This is a genomic window from Paenibacillus sp. S28 (assembly GCF_016624415.1).
In the GTDB taxonomy this organism is placed as follows: Bacteria; Bacillota; Bacilli; order Paenibacillales; family Paenibacillaceae; genus Paenibacillus_AQ; species Paenibacillus_AQ favisporus.
In genome coordinates this window covers 251,100-266,284 of record NZ_JACVTM010000003.1, presented here as the reverse complement: position 1 = coordinate 266,284, position 15,185 = coordinate 251,100, and the positions used below count along the sequence as shown (strand labels likewise).

At 54.5% G+C, this 15,185-nt stretch carries 14 protein-coding genes; 5 read left to right on the top strand and 9 right to left on the bottom strand.

Going from position 1 to position 15,185, the window contains the following annotated elements; all coding sequences use genetic code 11:
* Window positions 1-6 precede the first annotated feature (6 nt).
* From IAE55_RS09825 to sigZ, 4 genes are all read right to left on the bottom strand, one after another.
* Window positions 7-1,215 (bottom strand): MFS transporter, encoded by a 1,209-nt coding sequence (locus IAE55_RS09825; protein ID WP_145159950.1) that lies wholly within the window; start codon window positions 1,213-1,215, stop codon window positions 7-9.
* Between the two features lie 84 nt (window positions 1,216-1,299).
* The gene (locus IAE55_RS09820) at window positions 1,300-1,911 is read right to left on the bottom strand and encodes a TetR/AcrR family transcriptional regulator (RefSeq protein WP_116232381.1); all 612 of its coding nucleotides are present in this window, start codon (window positions 1,909-1,911) and stop codon (window positions 1,300-1,302) included.
* A gap of 183 nt (window positions 1,912-2,094) precedes the next feature.
* The gene (locus IAE55_RS09815) at window positions 2,095-4,077 is read right to left on the bottom strand and encodes a copper amine oxidase N-terminal domain-containing protein (RefSeq protein WP_234489420.1); all 1,983 of its coding nucleotides are present in this window, start codon (window positions 4,075-4,077) and stop codon (window positions 2,095-2,097) included.
* 161 nt (window positions 4,078-4,238) lie between these two features.
* Window positions 4,239-4,976: an RNA polymerase sigma factor SigZ gene (gene sigZ, locus IAE55_RS09810; RefSeq protein ID WP_200631917.1), complete on the bottom strand. Its 738-nt coding sequence runs from the start codon at window positions 4,974-4,976 to the stop codon at window positions 4,239-4,241.
* Window positions 4,977-5,345: 369 nt separating this feature from the next.
* Between sigZ and IAE55_RS09805 the strand changes: the two genes are divergently transcribed.
* On the top strand, window positions 5,346-6,365 hold the full coding sequence (locus IAE55_RS09805; RefSeq protein ID WP_200631915.1) for an aldo/keto reductase: 1,020 nt from the start codon (window positions 5,346-5,348) through the stop codon (window positions 6,363-6,365).
* Window positions 6,366-6,589: 224 nt separating this feature from the next.
* Here the strand turns inward: IAE55_RS09805 and IAE55_RS09800 are convergent, their stop codons facing one another.
* The 3 genes from IAE55_RS09800 to IAE55_RS09790 all read right to left on the bottom strand — a co-directional run bounded on the left by IAE55_RS09800 (window position 6,590) and on the right by IAE55_RS09790 (window position 10,258).
* The gene (locus IAE55_RS09800) at window positions 6,590-7,354 is read right to left on the bottom strand and encodes a class I SAM-dependent methyltransferase (protein ID WP_200631914.1); all 765 of its coding nucleotides are present in this window, start codon (window positions 7,352-7,354) and stop codon (window positions 6,590-6,592) included.
* 350 nt (window positions 7,355-7,704) lie between these two features.
* A complete protein-coding gene (locus IAE55_RS09795) occupies window positions 7,705-8,928 on the bottom strand; it encodes an amidohydrolase (RefSeq protein WP_200631913.1) in 1,224 nt (407 codons plus the stop codon).
* Between the two features lie 106 nt (window positions 8,929-9,034).
* Window positions 9,035-10,258, bottom strand: a complete 1,224-nt coding sequence (locus IAE55_RS09790; RefSeq protein ID WP_200631911.1) for an amidohydrolase — start codon at window positions 10,256-10,258, stop codon at window positions 9,035-9,037.
* A gap of 161 nt (window positions 10,259-10,419) precedes the next feature.
* On the opposite strand from IAE55_RS09790, the gene IAE55_RS09785 reads away from it, so the two are divergent.
* Window positions 10,420-11,310, top strand: coding sequence for a LysR family transcriptional regulator (locus IAE55_RS09785; RefSeq protein WP_200631909.1), 891 nt, complete (start codon window positions 10,420-10,422; stop codon window positions 11,308-11,310).
* A gap of 136 nt (window positions 11,311-11,446) precedes the next feature.
* Here the strand turns inward: IAE55_RS09785 and IAE55_RS09780 are convergent, their stop codons facing one another.
* A complete protein-coding gene (locus IAE55_RS09780; protein ID WP_200631908.1) occupies window positions 11,447-12,076 on the bottom strand; it encodes a nitroreductase family protein in 630 nt (209 codons plus the stop codon).
* Between the two features lie 109 nt (window positions 12,077-12,185).
* Entirely contained in the window at window positions 12,186-12,785 is a 600-nt protein-coding gene (locus IAE55_RS09775) for a phospholipase D-like domain-containing protein (RefSeq protein WP_200631905.1), read from the bottom strand.
* 166 nt (window positions 12,786-12,951) lie between these two features.
* On the opposite strand from IAE55_RS09775, the gene IAE55_RS09770 reads away from it, so the two are divergent.
* From IAE55_RS09770 to IAE55_RS09760, 3 genes are all read left to right on the top strand, one after another.
* Window positions 12,952-13,128: a hypothetical protein gene (locus tag IAE55_RS09770; protein ID WP_200631903.1), complete on the top strand. Its 177-nt coding sequence runs from the start codon at window positions 12,952-12,954 to the stop codon at window positions 13,126-13,128.
* A gap of 220 nt (window positions 13,129-13,348) precedes the next feature.
* Window positions 13,349-13,696: a Na-translocating system protein MpsC family protein gene (locus IAE55_RS09765; protein ID WP_145025089.1), complete on the top strand. Its 348-nt coding sequence runs from the start codon at window positions 13,349-13,351 to the stop codon at window positions 13,694-13,696.
* Window positions 13,697-14,060: 364 nt separating this feature from the next.
* On the top strand, window positions 14,061-15,104 hold the full coding sequence (locus IAE55_RS09760) for an ABC transporter substrate-binding protein (RefSeq protein WP_145137863.1): 1,044 nt from the start codon (window positions 14,061-14,063) through the stop codon (window positions 15,102-15,104).
* Window positions 15,105-15,185: the final 81 nt, after the last annotated feature.

The following is a 15,185-nucleotide window of genomic DNA, read 5'->3' as shown; positions in this document are numbered from 1 at the left end:
TCTGAATTAACGCACCGATCTGGACTCCATCTCATACTGCGTTTCCCGTGACTTGAAGGACAGCAGGAATCCAAACACCAAGACGATGCTCGCGAGAATGTACGGATAATTCACATTCATGTCAAACAGCGCCCCCGCAATGATCGGGCCGATAATGTTGCCAAGGCTCGTAAACGCGGAGTTCAGCCCCGCCACATAACCCTGCTCCTCATTGGCAAACTTGGACATCTGCGTCCCGATGGCCGGGCGCAAAATATCCATCGCCAGAAACAAAACGAAGGTCACGGCGACCATAAGCCAAAACGTATGCACAAGCAGCGTGAAAATAATAAAGAGGATCGATACGAAAATGCTGAGCGTGATGACTCTTTTCTCTCCGAAGCGGTTCAGGATCCAGCCGAAGATGGTTATCTGCACCACCGCCCCGCAGACCGAGCCAAACGTAATGATAAAGGCGATATCCTTAGGCGTAAAGCCGAATTTATGATCGACAAACAGCCCAAACACCGTCTCGAAATTGGCGAGTCCGAACGAAGCGACAAACACGACGATCAGACTGATAAAATAAGGGGCCCGGTAGGCACCTGCCAGCTGGCGCAGCAATCCGGCCGGTGCCATCTTGGTATCTGATCCGTCGCTGGTCTGTGCCGCCTTCGGCACCTCCCGCAGGAAGAAGGCGGTAACCGCCATGGCCAGCAGCCCGCCGACCGCGGCAGCGTAGAAAGGAACCCGAATGCCATATTCGGCAAGATAGCCGCCGATGCCGGGTCCGATGATAAAACCTGTCGTAATGGCAGCGTTGATGAAGCCCATCCCTTTCCCGCGCTCTTCCTCGCTTGTGACGTCAGCGGTATAGGCCATGACGGCTGGCATAACCAGAGCCGCACTCACCCCGCCCAGCATTCTCGCCAGGAACAGAAATGGCAGCGTGCTGGAAGCGCCGAACAGCCATTCCGACACGGCGAACAGCAACAGTCCGGCCAGGATGACCTTTTTGCGGCCGATGGAGTCCGACAGCCTGCCGGCGATCGGCGAAAAGACGAGCTGCGTAATGGAAAAGGCCGCAACCAGCAGGCCCAGCACGCTTCCGTTAATGTGCAGCAGATTCATATAACTCGGCATAATTGGAATGATAAGTCCAATGCCCGTAAAAATAATGAAGTTGTTGAGCATGAGGAGCAGAATGGCTCCCCGGTTTCTAACTAGCAGCGACATAAAAAAGCCTCCGTAAGCAAATTCAGCATGTATACTGAACGTTCGTTATGTATTATGGCGTGAGATAACGAAGACCATTCTCCGCTATCGTTCTTTTGCTTGCTTATCCGTCGCCACTCCGTTCAAAAAAACAGTGACGGCATCCCGGTACAGCAGGGTCGTCTTCTCAGGGTTTAATCTGCGCGACAGCTGATTGGCGCCGAAAAAGATCGCCTCCAGCACGGCTGCGAGCCGCTCGGCATCGCCCGGCATGAATTCGCCGCGGTCGATTCCTTCCTGCAGCAGGTTCTGATTAAACGCCAAATGCTTGACCTTCATCTCGGCCATACGGGATTCCACTTCGGATGTCTTCTCTTCGTTATGAAAAAATTCATCGGCTGCCTTCGTGAGCGGATGGTTCAAGTCGTCAGCCGCCAACTGTTCCGCCACGGCATACAGCTTATCGGTAGTGGTCTTATACAAGTGCTCGTTTTGCTCCCAGTTCAGTTCCCATTCGCGGTCCCATTCTTCGAGCAGGTGAAGGAATAATCCTTCTTTGCTCTTGAAGTGATAGTAGATGTTGCCTTTGCTGCTCCCGGTCGCGGCCACGATATCTTCGATCGAAGTCGCCTTATAACCCTTTTGAATAAACAGCGCGCGGGCGGCATCTGCAATCTTCCTCTTGGTCTGTTCGCTTTGCAGCTGCTTCTGGTTCATGACGCTCACTCCAATACATATATATACCGAACGTTCAGTCAGTATTGTAGCACGGCATTTTTTTCATGGCAAGCCGCAGATTATTTTTCCTGTGACACGATCTAAAAAAACCGGTCACCGGGGTATACCCGGTGCCGGTTTGCGTAAATGGACTGGCGGCTCAAATGTTTGCTGTTCCAGCCGTTACATGATTATTAATGAAACCTTGCCATCAATGAAAGAGACAACATCGTAATTGGACCAGCCCCAGGTCTCGATCTTCGTTCCGTTCACGGACTGGATATCTTTAGCGGCGGGATTTCCCCAGGACAGCAGCACCTGCTCCTTGGTCATGCCGAGCGTTACATTGCCCGCCTTAATCTGGCTCCAGACCGAAGATGACCATTTATACTTTGTATAGGGATCATATTTCAAAAAGTACGTCGAGTCGGCAAACAACTGCGTCGCTTCCGACGTATTCATGGCGTAACTCTTCAGCGTTTTTCCAGCAGCCGATTTGAAAACGACGACAAAGCTTCCGGTGTCCGTTGGAAGAACATCCGTCACCGTGACTTTGGAGAAGCGTTCCCAGCCATCAAAGTCGTTTACCCAATACGTTTTCCCGATGAATTTGACCAGACTGCCCTGCATTGCTTTCTTGATCAAGCCTGCAGTGTCTTGAGAGACGATCGTCATCTTGCCCTGACCGATTGCAACTTCGGCCTGCCGCCATTTGGCATCCCAGGTTACCTTGGCCCCCAGCGTATCGGCAAGCAGGGAGGCAGGGATGTACGTTTCGCCTTTATCGATGATTGGCGATGCTTTTAATGTCAGATTACTGCCGTTAAATTGGGCTGCCTGGCTGCCGGCCTTAAATGACAGCTTCGCATCCCCGAGAGCAGCGTTCCAATTTCCGCCCGATACCTCAGCCGTACCTCCCAGCGCCTTGAATACCGTCTTGGCTGGAAGATATACGGTTCCCTTGACCTGTTTGGCATATTTCAACGGATCGCGGAGGCTGACCGTCACCGTCACGCTTGAGGAGACGCTGCCAGAAGTCACCGTCAGCTTCGTCTCGCCTACGCCGGCCGCTTTCAGCTTGCCGTCAGGCTGCACTTTCAGCAGGTAAGGCTTGTCCATGTCGAGCTGCGCTTCCTTCAGAGGCACCTTCAGCTTGGCCCCGTTGGTATACGTCTCTTGAATATCGACCTGTACCGTATCGCCAACATACGGCTTCTTATCGGAGACGGACACGGACACCGCCTTAACGGCAGGCACCTCCACCGGCTGGACCTCGCCGTCCTTGCTGATGACCCATGTCCCGTCGGCATGCTGCGCGTAAATGCCTTCGGCCAAGTCATCCTTATACGCATCTACCGCCGTCTTGATCACGTTGCTCAGCCCCTGAACCTGCGTGGTCAGCTTCCAGCGGTTGGAGTATTCTCCCGTCTGCCATACGGTTCCATCCTTGCGAGTCACGATCAGCACGTCGGTTGGTTCTGCGGAAACATAAGAAATATGTATCGCATCAGTAGCAATGGTTACCGGAATAACCCGGCCATTGTCGTCAAAGTTCGACATTTGATAGACCACGACTTCTCCACCTGTGTACAGCAGAGCGACGCGGTCATCATGCACGGCCATCGACTTGACCGATGCGGCATTGTTTACGGTTCCGACTTTTTTGTATTGATCGGTCTTGTACGGATCCTTGAACAACAGCTCTCCGCTCTGGGTCAACGCGGCAAAATCCTTCTCCCCGTAGCCAATCAGCGTTATGCCGCTAAGATTCTTCAGCTTGCTGTCACCGGCCCAGACGGTACCATCGGCCTGAAGCCGGTACGGCCCGGACACCTGCTTGATTCCGCTTTTCCCCTCAACCACATGCGGCTTCATGCCGATATCCCATTCAACCAACCGGCCGTCACGCGTAAGGCCCAAGCCTTCGTACACGTTCCCCGAAATCTCTTCGACCGAGCCTTTCGTATAGATGGTCCGGTTTCCGTCGACCATGGACCACATCGAGCCGTCACTCATCAGATACGTATTTTTGCCGGCGATGTCTTTAATCTGCAACTGCTGAGCCCCGTCGGCAAAAGCCGCCTGATGGCCGAAAGTCGGGACGGCACCCATCATCAAGGCGCCCAACGCAATCGTGGACAGCCTTCTTTTCCATGTTACGTTCAAGTTCATAACCCCTCTTTGTCATGTCATATTTAGGCAAATCCTTGTATGATTCGACACCATGGTAAAATATCCCTTCAAATCAAAAAAACACGCCACTCATTATTGTGACGTGTTCCTTACAACGAAGGGAATAACAACATTCGCTGACCCACTCAAATACGTTAACGCTCCGCCCGGGTCGATGCTTTTCGCCGTGCCGGCTTCTTGGCAACCCTTCCGTAGACGACCGGTTTGGGCAAATTCACACGGTAATCGATGATGCTGCCGTACTTGTCGGTCCGGATCGTGCAGCAGCTGTTCATCAGCTCCCGCACCATTTCCCGGCCCCGCTGGACCCTGGATTTGGCGCCCGAATAGGAAATGCCAAGCTTCTCGCTCAGTTCCTTTTGCGACATGCCCTTTAATTCGGAGAGCTCGACGGCCACCCGGTACTTATCCGGTAGGTAAGGAATAACGCCTTTCATCCCGCAGATCGCCTCCTGCGAGAAATCTTCGTCTTCCTCTTCTACCAAGCTTGGCAACTGCTCCGGCAGCTCATCCAACCGTCTCACCTTGCGGAAGTGATCTGTCACCGCATTCCGGGCAATCTGATACAGCCAGGCCCGAAGCCGATCCGGGTCCTGCAGTTCCGGCAGGTGCAGATAAGCCTTCATAAAGACCGTCTGCACGATATCTTCGGTATCGGGGTGGCGATTCGTCCGGCGCGCGACGAAAGCGGAAATCGGCTCGTGATATTGATCCCACAGCATTTCCGGCGTGATCGCCGGCCGGCAGCCATTGGCCTTCCATCCTGCAGCATCCGTGTATTCGGCTCCACCTTCCGTCATCACGGAATGGTTCACGGCTGTGTGTACCTGCTTCGGTTCATATCCCTTTTCCTGTGCTGGTCTATCCTGCATTATGACATCTCCTTCCCCGTAGTACACGGCTTTTTTATATTTATCCTGCGTTGAATATAAATTTTTCAAAAAAATTCCCGCACTTTTGCGTCTTTGATTGGGTTTCCCCGTCTCCATCAATATAACAAAAACATCTAAAGACGTACATTCTCAGAAGACAGACCGCGTATAGCGGAAATTTTTCTTGCGAGATCAGGATGTTTGGCCTCAGAGGTTTATCATTTCTGATCTCTTAACAAAAACATTCATCGACGTACATTCTCAGAAGACAGACCGCGTATAGCGGAAATTTTTCTTGCGAGATCAGGATGTTTGACCACTGAAAAGCTTACATTCTGATCTCTTAAAACAAAAACTGGAGGGATAAAAATGAAATACAATCTGTTGGGAAATACAGGCGTGCTGGTATCGGAGATCGGGCTGGGGGCCATGACGTTTGGCGGCGGCGGACAATGGGGCGTTTTCGGCGGGCTGGGAGAGCAGGACGCTGCACAGCTTGTGTGGCAGGCGCTCGACGCGGGGGTCAACTTTTTTGATACCTCCAACATTTACGCCGGCGGACGCTCAGAGGAAATTCTCGGCAAAGCGCTTGGGGCGAAGCGGCAGGACGTCATTATCGCCACCAAGGTGAGGGGGCGTACGGGCAGCGGCCCGAACGACCTCGGCTTGTCCAGACTGCATATTATGCGCCAGGTCGAGGAAAGCCTGAAACGGCTTGGCACGGACTACATCGACCTGTATCCAATCCATAACCCGGACCAGCTGACCGATTGGGAAGAAACGCTGCGGGCGCTGGACGACCTGGTCCGCAGCGGCAAGGTCCGCTACATTGGCTCTTCCAATATGACCGGCTGGGAGCTGATGAAAGCCCGGAGCATTTCCAGGGAACTCGGCCTGCACGCTTTCAAAAGCAGCCAGTCCTACTATTCGCTGGCCGGACGCGACATCGAAAGGGAGATCATTCCCGTCCTGAAGGATCAGAACATGGGCCTGCTCGTATGGAGCCCGCTTGCCGGCGGCTTCTTGTCCGGTAAATACACCCGCACGCGTACCGGAAACAGCGAGGACCGGCACACCAAGTTTGCTTTTCCGCCGGTAGATTTAGACAAAGCGTATTCCATCATCGACGTGCTGGAGGACATCGCGAAAACCCGCGAGTCTACCGTGGCCCGCATCGCCCTCGCCTGGGTGCTGAACCAACCGGCGGTAACCAGCGTAATCGTCGGCGCCAAGCGGCCGGATCAGCTGCAGGACAATCTCGAAGCCAGCGGCATCGTGCTGACAGATGACGAACTGGCCCGTCTGGATGAGGTAAGCCGGCTGCCGATTGAATATCCGGCGTGGCCCTTTATGGAAGAGGATGATTCGATTATCCGCAAGCATCCTTGAAACTTGGAGCCATATGCCATCGAGCTGGGTTTACATGAGGCGGGCCCGCGTTCGCGTTCAGCGGGAGACTTACCTGCAAGCAGAAATGGTTCAGCCTGACTAAGATATTTATTAATTTCTCATGATCTTGAACAACCTCAAATATCGCAAAAAGCCGCGGAGCCCTGCGCCAGTTAGCCAGGTACCCGCGGCATTTCGCATTTCCGGACCGGTTCGATCGTGTGTTACACTTCACCCCAGAACAATTCCGTTTCGTAATCGAAGCTGGCCTTCCCGTCCACCTGGGTCCGCTCAAACAGCTCCTGCAGTCCCTGCTTCATCTGCACGTGGTTCGGCTCGCCCTCGCCCGGCACATAGGAAGACGACATGGCCCTGCCGATCAGTTCCTCCACATTAAACAGCTGGCGGTTGGCAAATACGGCGGTATGCATATTCCCATCCCGGAAAAATGGCTGCAGCTGAGCTCCGGATATGTTTTTGTGGGTCATCTGTCCGTAATCCTTACTGTACTGCTTCAGCAGCTGCTCGTATCCCTCCAGAAAAGGCGTACCGCTCGTGAGCCGGGAGTTCCAGATCAGGACGGCTTTGCCGCCGGGCTTCAGGATCCGGTGAAACTCCGCCTGCGCGGCCGGACGGTCAAACCAATGAAACGATTGGGCGCAAACGATGAAATCGACCGAGTGCGCAGGCAACCCGGTATCTTCCGCAGCGCTGGCGTGCGAGCGGTAATTCGGCGACCCGCCGAGCTCTTGCTCCGCCGCTTCCCGCATGGCTGCGTTGGGCTCCACGGCAATAACGTTGCTGCCCCGCTCGAGAAGTAGCTTGGAGAAAATGCCGGTACCCGCACCGATATCGGCAATCACCGAATCGGCCGTCATGCCGACTACGGAATAGAGGTAATCCAGCGCCTCCGCAGGGTAGCTTGGGCGGTATTTGACGTAGTTCTCCACCCGGTTTGAAAATCTTGCCTTGCTGTCACTGCTCATCATGCTTCACGCTCCTTTAGCATCGTTAGATCATGCCTCGCATCGAACCACGAACCTGCATCCTGTTGAACCTTCTCGATGATATGTTTCATACAATGAAACACAGTTCCATTTAATGCTGTCTTGATTATAGAAAACCCTGCGTTTTGTTGCAAGACCTAATTTAGATAAGCGAAGTCATCTCACCTGTTGGCAGATCCCTTCAAGCGCCAACCACAAGCATAAAAAAGCCGTCAACCCTGCATCGCAGAGGCTGACGGCTTTCTTGTTTGTCCCCCGGCCCGGAGAGCCCGGCTGTCTAGTTGGCTTCAGTTAGTCCAGCGACACGGCAAGGACCGGTCCGACCTACTGCTTCAGTCCAGCGCTCCGGCTACGACGCTCCCCCGGAACAATGTAGCCACCCGGGGTGATTTGCGGGCGACCGCTTCGGCCGAGCATGACGCGTTGACCAGCACCAGGCTCGCCTCGTCGCCGATCCGCGGCCAAGCCTGGCGGCCTTCGGCATCAAGCGGCGTTACTCCGCCCGTGATGTACTGCAGGCCCTGGGCGAGCGACTGCTCGTTCACCCAGCCGGAGATTTCGGCCAGACGGCCGGCGCGCTCGAGAATGTCGCCGGTGCCAAACGGCGACCATACGTCAAAGACGTTGTCGCAGCCGACCGACACGGATACGCCCCTGCCTTGCAGCAGGCGAACGGGCGGAAACTTGCGGTTCATCGGCACGCTCGTGATGATGCCAATCCCGGCTTCCGCCAGCATGTCTGCAGCCGCTTCGGCCTGCCCGGCGGAAATGTCGCCGAGGCAGAACGCATGGCTGACAGCGACCTTGCCTGCCAGACCGGCTTCCCGGGTGAGGCTGGCCAGACGCTTCAGCGTAAACAACCCGAGATGATCCGGGTCGTGCAGATGCAGGTCGATCCCCGCGCCTTTGGAGGCCGCAAGCTCCACCATCGTCCGCAGGGATTGTTCCACATCTCCGTCTACCGTGGCCGGATCGACCCCGCCGACGAGCGACGCCCCGCTGCGCAGCGCTTCCCGCACCAGCTCGGGAGACTGCGAGCGCAGGAGCCCCTGCTGCGGAAAAGCGACGATTTCATACGTCAGCTTGCCATCGAACGCCTGAAGCGCCTTCTGGACCTCTTCCATCTGCTTGAGGCCAGCCTCCGGGTAAATGTCCACATGGGTCCGGACGTGAGTGACTCCGGATCGCAGCGCCGTCTCCAGATACAGGGAAGCCCGCTCGGCGATGGAAATGACATGCTCCGCATGCAGGCGCTTTTCCTCATCCAGCCGGTCAAAAATATGCTTTGCCGGCGTAACCGGCCGCCACTTGGAACCAAGCAGCGTCTTGTCCAGGTGGCAGTGCTTCTCGATAAAAGAAGGAAGCGCCAGATACGACTTGGCGTCCAGCCGCGGCAGATCGTCTGTAATCGCCTGGTTCGCCGGAATTTTATCCGCGATCCTGCCGTCCCGGATCAGGAGATGGCACAGCTCTGTTTCCGTGCCGGTCACCACGCCGTTGTCGGTTTGAAGTCCGCTCTCCAGGCGGACGTTGGTAAGCCAAAGAGTTGATTGCATCGATATCAACATCCTTTCTATTCTATAGATTGAACTAAAAGTTTCACATTGTATTTAGTTCATTCTATGGGGTAAAAGAAATTCAAAAGAAGTTACACCCTCATGTCTATTTCATTCCGAAAACGGGCTTGCCCTGATGCAGCAGAGCTTTCCGCGCTGCCCGCCTCGCCACGGCTTCCGCCGAGCAGCTGGCGTCCACAAAGACGGCGCTGGCCTCGTCCCCCGGCATCGGCCACACCCGGCGGCCTTCCCCGTCCAGCGGGGTCCGTCCGCCGGTCACAAAGCCGAGGCTGGCGCCAAGCGCCGCCTCACTGCCCCAGCCGAAACGCTCGGCAAGCGTTCCGGCCTTCTCCAGGCTGTCCCCTTTGCCGAACGGGGACCAATGATCGGTGATGCTGTCATGCCCCAGCTCCACCCGAACCCCCTGCTTCGCCAGCATCGGGATCGGAATCGTCCGCCCGAGGGGTACGGACGACGTGACCGAGATGCCAAGGTCCGCCATCCGGGCGGCTACCGCAGCCGCCTCCTCCGGCGGAATGTCCGCCAGCGCCAGGGCGTGGCTGACCGTGACTCTGCCCTGCCATCCGGCCTGCTCGGTCAGATCCGCGAGGCGCTGGATCGTAAACACGCCCAGGTGGCCCGGATCGTGCAGGTGCAGGTCGACCCCGGCGTCGGCCTCCACTGCAAGCTCCATCATCGTGTTCAGCGACTTCTCGATGTCGCCGTCCACCGTGGCCGGATCGACGCCGCCTGCCAGGGAAGCCCCGCTGCGCAGCGCCTCCCGCACCAGGCCGGCCGCTTGGCTGCGCAGCAGCCCGTGCTGCGGAAACGCCACGATCTCGAAGGTGGCGCGGTCCTTATAGGTCTCGGCCGCCCGCAGCGTCGCTTCCAGATTGTTCAGCCCCACAACCGGATCGATGTTGCAGTGGGTGCGAAAATGCGTCGTCCCCGACGCAAGCAGCAGCTCGATAAGCTGCTCCGCCCGATGCTGCGCCGTCGGCAGCAGCTTGGGCAGCAGCTTCTCCTCCTCCTCGATCCGAGAAAAGATGCCTTTGGGCGCAGGTCCCGGTGCTTTCCATGGGCCGCTGTAATACGTTTTGTCCAAATGAATATGCATGTCCCGCATCGCCGGAAGCATCAGCGCCCCGCCCATGTCCGTGTGGGGGAAGCCGTCCTCCGGCAGCGCATCCGCCGGCCGGATTTCCGCGGTGCTCCCCTCCGAAATGCGGATATGGTACAATGCGGTTTCCGTACCGCTGACGGCCTCTCCTTCGTAACGCCAGCCGGTCTCCAGCCGGACATGGGTCAGCCATAATGATGAATGTTCCATCAAGCCCTTCCTCCTTTGGTGGTCCTGCGATAGAAGCGCAGACTTCCCTGCCTCATATCCCGTATGCTAACATGGGATTTGATATATGAAAAATATTTATAATATTTGAAATACTAAGGTTTTATATATACATTGAGCAGAATTGACTGGAGGGATGACCCATGGATGTCAGACAGCTGAGGTATTTTACGATCATCGTAGAGGAAAAGCAGATTTCTGCCGCAGCCCGAAGGCTGCACATGTCGCAGCCTCCGCTGAGCCAGCAGTTAAAAGCACTGGAGGACGAGCTTGGATCGGCTCTTGTGGAGCGGAGCGGCAAGCATCTGGAGCTTACCGAAGCGGGCAAGGCACTGTACAGCTACGCCCTGAAGCTGCTGCAGCTGATGGACGAAGCCAAAACCGAGGTTCAGGAGATCGGCAGCGGCTTTAAAGGGGTACTCCGCATCGGAATCAACACACTGTCGTCGGTGGACCTCCCCGATACGCTGAAGCGGTTCAAGGAGAACTATCCGCAGGTCACCTACAAAATCCAGCAGAACGAATCCGCCCAGCTGTGCAGCATGGTCAAGAGCAGGGTGCTTGAGCTTGCGATCATCCGCCTTCCGCTTGCGCTGGACGAGTTCTCGGTGCTTCATTTGAATACAGAGCCCTTTTATCTGATGGCATCCAGGCAGCTTATCCCTGGGCCTCTTGCTCCGGAGATCCCGCTTGAGCAGATTCGAAACTACCCCCTGATCCTTCCGAGCACGGAAGGACTCGGCGTCCACTACACCGTCCTGATGGCCTGCGCGAAGCACCGTTTTGAGCCCAGGATCATCGCCGAATGCTCAGACATTCCCCTGCTGCTATCTTTGGTGTCGAGCGGCTTCGGGGCGGCGGTCGTCCCTGAGACGATCGTAAAGCTTCATGCCAGCCATGATGTCCAGGTTGCGAGAATCGCGGACCCCGACTTGTCATCGCCGTATGCTTTGATCTGGCTGAAGGAGCACCACCTGTCCCAGGCGGCGCGGCATTTTATCGATATGATCTCCCCGCCTGCATCAAGGGAATGACAACGTATAAGCAAAGGATTGCAAACGAAAAAGCCCTCCCGCATATCGGAGAGGGCTTTGGCTTGACACTACTTTATGAATAATTGCATGGACTTACCGTAGAAAACGTTGGAACGGCCGCCGCTTCTTTTTTTAATCAGTTAAACCCGTCGTATGTCACAAACTCCGCCACCGGCTTCCGGTAGCCGCGCGGTCTCTGTCTGCCCGTATCCTCCTTGCCGATCGTAATCAGCATGGCCGGCACATACCGGTCCGGAATGTTCAGCACCTTCCGCAGCGCTTCCGGATCAAATCCGATCATCGGGCAGGTATCCCAGCCCCGGTCCTTGGCGATCAGCATAAACAGCATCGCGGACAAGCTGGCGTTCCGGATGGCCTCATCCCGCTTGAACGCGTCCCCTCTGCTTTCATACATGTCTGTCACGCTGCTGACCGTTTCCTCAAATTCGCGCTGGTCGATAACGCCCAGGCTGAGCAGCCCTTCGTTGATCGGTCCCACATTATGGTAGGCTTCAAGATCACCCAATACGGCGATGACGGCCGAGCTCGTTAACACTTTGTACTGCTTGAATGCTGCTTCATGTACCTGTTCCTTCTTCGTTTGATCGATGACGGGAACGTAGTGAGCGTGCTGCAGGTTGAAGGCCGAGGGTGCAAATTTGACGAGGTTGAACATGTCGTCCAGCTCCTGCGGGCTGATGGTTACGCTCGGGTCGAATTTATTGGCGGATCTTCTTGCTTTGACAAGGTCTGTAAAGGACGTCATGCTGTTCGCCTCCGTATGTATAAATTTCCAACTTACTATGAAGTTATCATATCATACTAACTGTGAAAAAGTAAGTTACAATTTAAAAAATGTTCTGACCTCTGACAAATCACCCGCTCCAGTCCGTGAAACGATCGGCATCGTCCCACAGATGTCTGAACGCCTGCTCAAACTTGGCGGCAACGGCCGCATCCTTGATAATCAGCACGACGTCGTCATTTTCCCGGGCAGAGGACTCCAAATAATTCATCGATCCGACCTCCACCCGGCTTTGATCCGCAATCAGCATTTTCAGATGCATCTTCCCTTCATGCGCATTCACCTTGACCGGAACGCCGGCTTCCCGGATCCGCTTCAGCGCTTTCTTCTGTTTCCCTTTTTCTTCCGCATGCGCCCGGTCCGTAATCAGCCGTACCCGAACCCCGCGGTCCGCCGCATCGATGATGGCCGTCACAACCGGCTCGTAGCTGATGCTGTATACGGCAATATCCAGCGAGGATTTGGCCTCCTTGATGAGCTGTACGATCGCTTTCTCCGGACGTTCGCCTTCGCTCGTGAACAGGGCTTGAACGTCAGCAGCAGAGCCTTCCGTTACTGCACCGTTATGAGCAGAGCTTCCTTCCCCTTGTTGTTCATCCGACGCAGCGGAGCAGCCGGAAACAGCAGCACAGAGCAGAATGGCGGACACAGAGCTGTTGATGACTTTCATCGGATGACCTCCTTCAAAACATGGAAATTTTGGCGTACAGGTAGAATAACATTCTTTTCCATCGATTCAAAATTTGCTGAGCAAGCACGGCATACAGCCCGATTTCATCGCTCGAAGAGCATTCGCGGGCCTTACATCGACAAAAACGGAACCGACATGAAAAACGGTGGGCGCGTCGGTCATCGACAGCGGAAACAGCGCTTGGGCCGGTCCTGGCGGACAGGACATCGAAGGCATCAGCATCATCGCACGCCACGCTTACAGCACAGCCGAGAACGGCGCTCCCAAGCTGCTGATCAGCGATCTGTATTGGGATTCCAGCGGCTGGCCGTATTATAATTGATGCTTTTCTAACCGTATTTTTCGTTTCAGAGCAGTCATTCAAACCTGACATGGGTTGAAAAGTTCGTGAATGGATTCAATTCAAATCATTTATGACATTAATTTATCATCAAAAATCGACAAAACCCGAACGATAGTCTTGCAAAAAACTCTTTTTTTATGTAATATAGACCTATCTGAACTCCTCATCACCAAAATAATCAACCGTTTGTAGGTGACCAATGGTTCATTTAGATTCCAACGAATTCAAGCAGAAGCTGAGTCAGGTATATAATGAAGTTTCCAAGGAGCTGTTCGGCTTTGGTACTTCTTTATTGAAGACAAGCATTCAGTCCGATGCGATTACCTTGTATGCCAGACACCGTCGGTCTCCCCGCTCCACTGTGCTCGAGGGCGAGGTTCCGGCTTTGAAATACGAGGTCGATTTTTACATGTCAATGATTTACAAGAAGAAGCTGAAATCTCGGCTGGAAGAGGAACTGGGACTAAACATCGAGGTTCTTCTTCGGGATTATGATCCCGCCACGCAGTGGGCAGTCACGAACATCATATTGTCACAACCTGAATGACACGGCCCTTTTCTTTTGATTTATCTTAAGGACTGGCCGAACCGTAACAAGAACGGATGCCGCTATTCTTTGTTTACATTGAAAAGCGCTCTAGTTAGAGATTTTCTTCTACCTAGAGTGCTTTTCTTTTTTAGTTTATAGATTTAGTTATAGAATTTGTTTGATTTTTCTTGTGACATGCCAAAATGTCTATTCAAAAGGGGGATACAACAACCGTCCTGCAGGGAAAAACAATCATATACAGCAGAGAAAAAAATTTCCCGGCGGCGGAAGCCCGGCATACGGCCTGCAGCAGAAAAACAAATAAAAAATAAACCATTACAGGAGTGAATCGATTGTGAAGAAACCATGGATTAAGGGACTCATGACTTGTACGCTGGCAGCGCTGGTACTTGCGGGATGCGGAAACGGAGGCAGCGAAGACAGCAGCTCCGGCGGATCGTCCGGCGGCCAGAAAAAGCTGGTCGTTTCGACCTGGGGATTTGCCGAGGACTTCTACAATAAAGAAGTGTATGCCCCATTCGAAAAAGAGCACAATGTGAAAATCGTCCTGGAGACCGGCAACAACGCCGACCGCCTGAGCAAAATTTTGCAGGGCAGCTCCGACGTCGATGTCGTCTATCTGTCGGATTACTACGCACAGCAGGGCATTGAAGCGGGAGCCTTCGAAAAGATCGACCGCAGCCGGCTGAGCAATCTTGACTCGCTCTATGATATCGCCAAAGCGCCAAACGGCGAAGATTACGGTCCGGCCTACACGATTGGCCAATTGGGTATCGCTTATGACCAGAAGGCAGCCGGAACGACGATATCCTCCTGGGCTGACTTGTGGAAGCCGGAGCTGAAAGGCAAAGTGACGATGCCGAGCATTACGTCCACCAGCGGTCCGATGATGGTCGACGCCGCTTCCAAGGTAGCTGGAAGCACGGAATTCAATGAAGACAAGGCATTTGGCAAACTGGCCGAGCTCAATCCGAGCGTCGTGAAATACTACAGCCAGACGTCCGAGTTCATCAATATGTTCACGCAGGGCGAAGCTGCTGCAGGACCGATCATGCAAATGTATCTCGGCGACCTGAAGAAGGCCGACCCGAACGTCGAATTCGTAACGCCGTCGGAAGGTGCGTACGCCATCGTCAATACGCTGAACGTCGTCAAAGGAAGCAAAAACAAAGAACTTGCCGAAGACTTCATCAACTGGCAGCTTAGCCAGGAAGTTCAGGAAAAAGCGGCTAAAGCCAAGGTCGACTCTCCTGCCAACCGCAATGTCAGCCTCAGCGCAGAGGAAGCCGCTGCCGTAACGTACGGCTCCAGCGTCGTTGAGAAGCTGCAAAAGCTGGACATGGCGTTCGTCAACAAAAACCTGAAGAGCTGGACGGACCGGTTCAACCGTGAAGTGACGAAGTAACGCCAAGCCTTTTTTGTAAATATAAGCAGCCTTACGGGGTTATGATTCAGCAGGGGCTGCCCGCCCCTGCTTTTTATTCAC

Coding starts and splice junctions, on each gene's coding strand:
- IAE55_RS09760 (WP_145137863.1), top strand. CDS start 14,061: ATGACTTGTACGCTGGCAGCGCTGGTACTTGCGGGATGCGGAAACGGA.
- IAE55_RS09795 (WP_200631913.1), bottom strand. CDS start 8,928: ATGCAATCAACTCTTTGGCTTACCAACGTCCGCCTGGAGAGCGGACTT.
- IAE55_RS09780 (WP_200631908.1), bottom strand. CDS start 12,076: ATGACGTCCTTTACAGACCTTGTCAAAGCAAGAAGATCCGCCAATAAA.
- IAE55_RS09765 (WP_145025089.1), top strand. CDS start 13,349: ATGGTTCATTTAGATTCCAACGAATTCAAGCAGAAGCTGAGTCAGGTA.
- IAE55_RS09790 (WP_200631911.1), bottom strand. CDS start 10,258: ATGGAACATTCATCATTATGGCTGACCCATGTCCGGCTGGAGACCGGC.
- sigZ (WP_200631917.1), bottom strand. CDS start 4,976: ATGCAGGATAGACCAGCACAGGAAAAGGGATATGAACCGAAGCAGGTA.
- IAE55_RS09825 (WP_145159950.1), bottom strand. CDS start 1,215: ATGTCGCTGCTAGTTAGAAACCGGGGAGCCATTCTGCTCCTCATGCTC.
- IAE55_RS09775 (WP_200631905.1), bottom strand. CDS start 12,785: ATGAAAGTCATCAACAGCTCTGTGTCCGCCATTCTGCTCTGTGCTGCT.
- IAE55_RS09800 (WP_200631914.1), bottom strand. CDS start 7,354: ATGATGAGCAGTGACAGCAAGGCAAGATTTTCAAACCGGGTGGAGAAC.
- IAE55_RS09805 (WP_200631915.1), top strand. CDS start 5,346: ATGAAATACAATCTGTTGGGAAATACAGGCGTGCTGGTATCGGAGATC.
- IAE55_RS09820 (WP_116232381.1), bottom strand. CDS start 1,911: ATGAACCAGAAGCAGCTGCAAAGCGAACAGACCAAGAGGAAGATTGCA.
- IAE55_RS09785 (WP_200631909.1), top strand. CDS start 10,420: ATGGATGTCAGACAGCTGAGGTATTTTACGATCATCGTAGAGGAAAAG.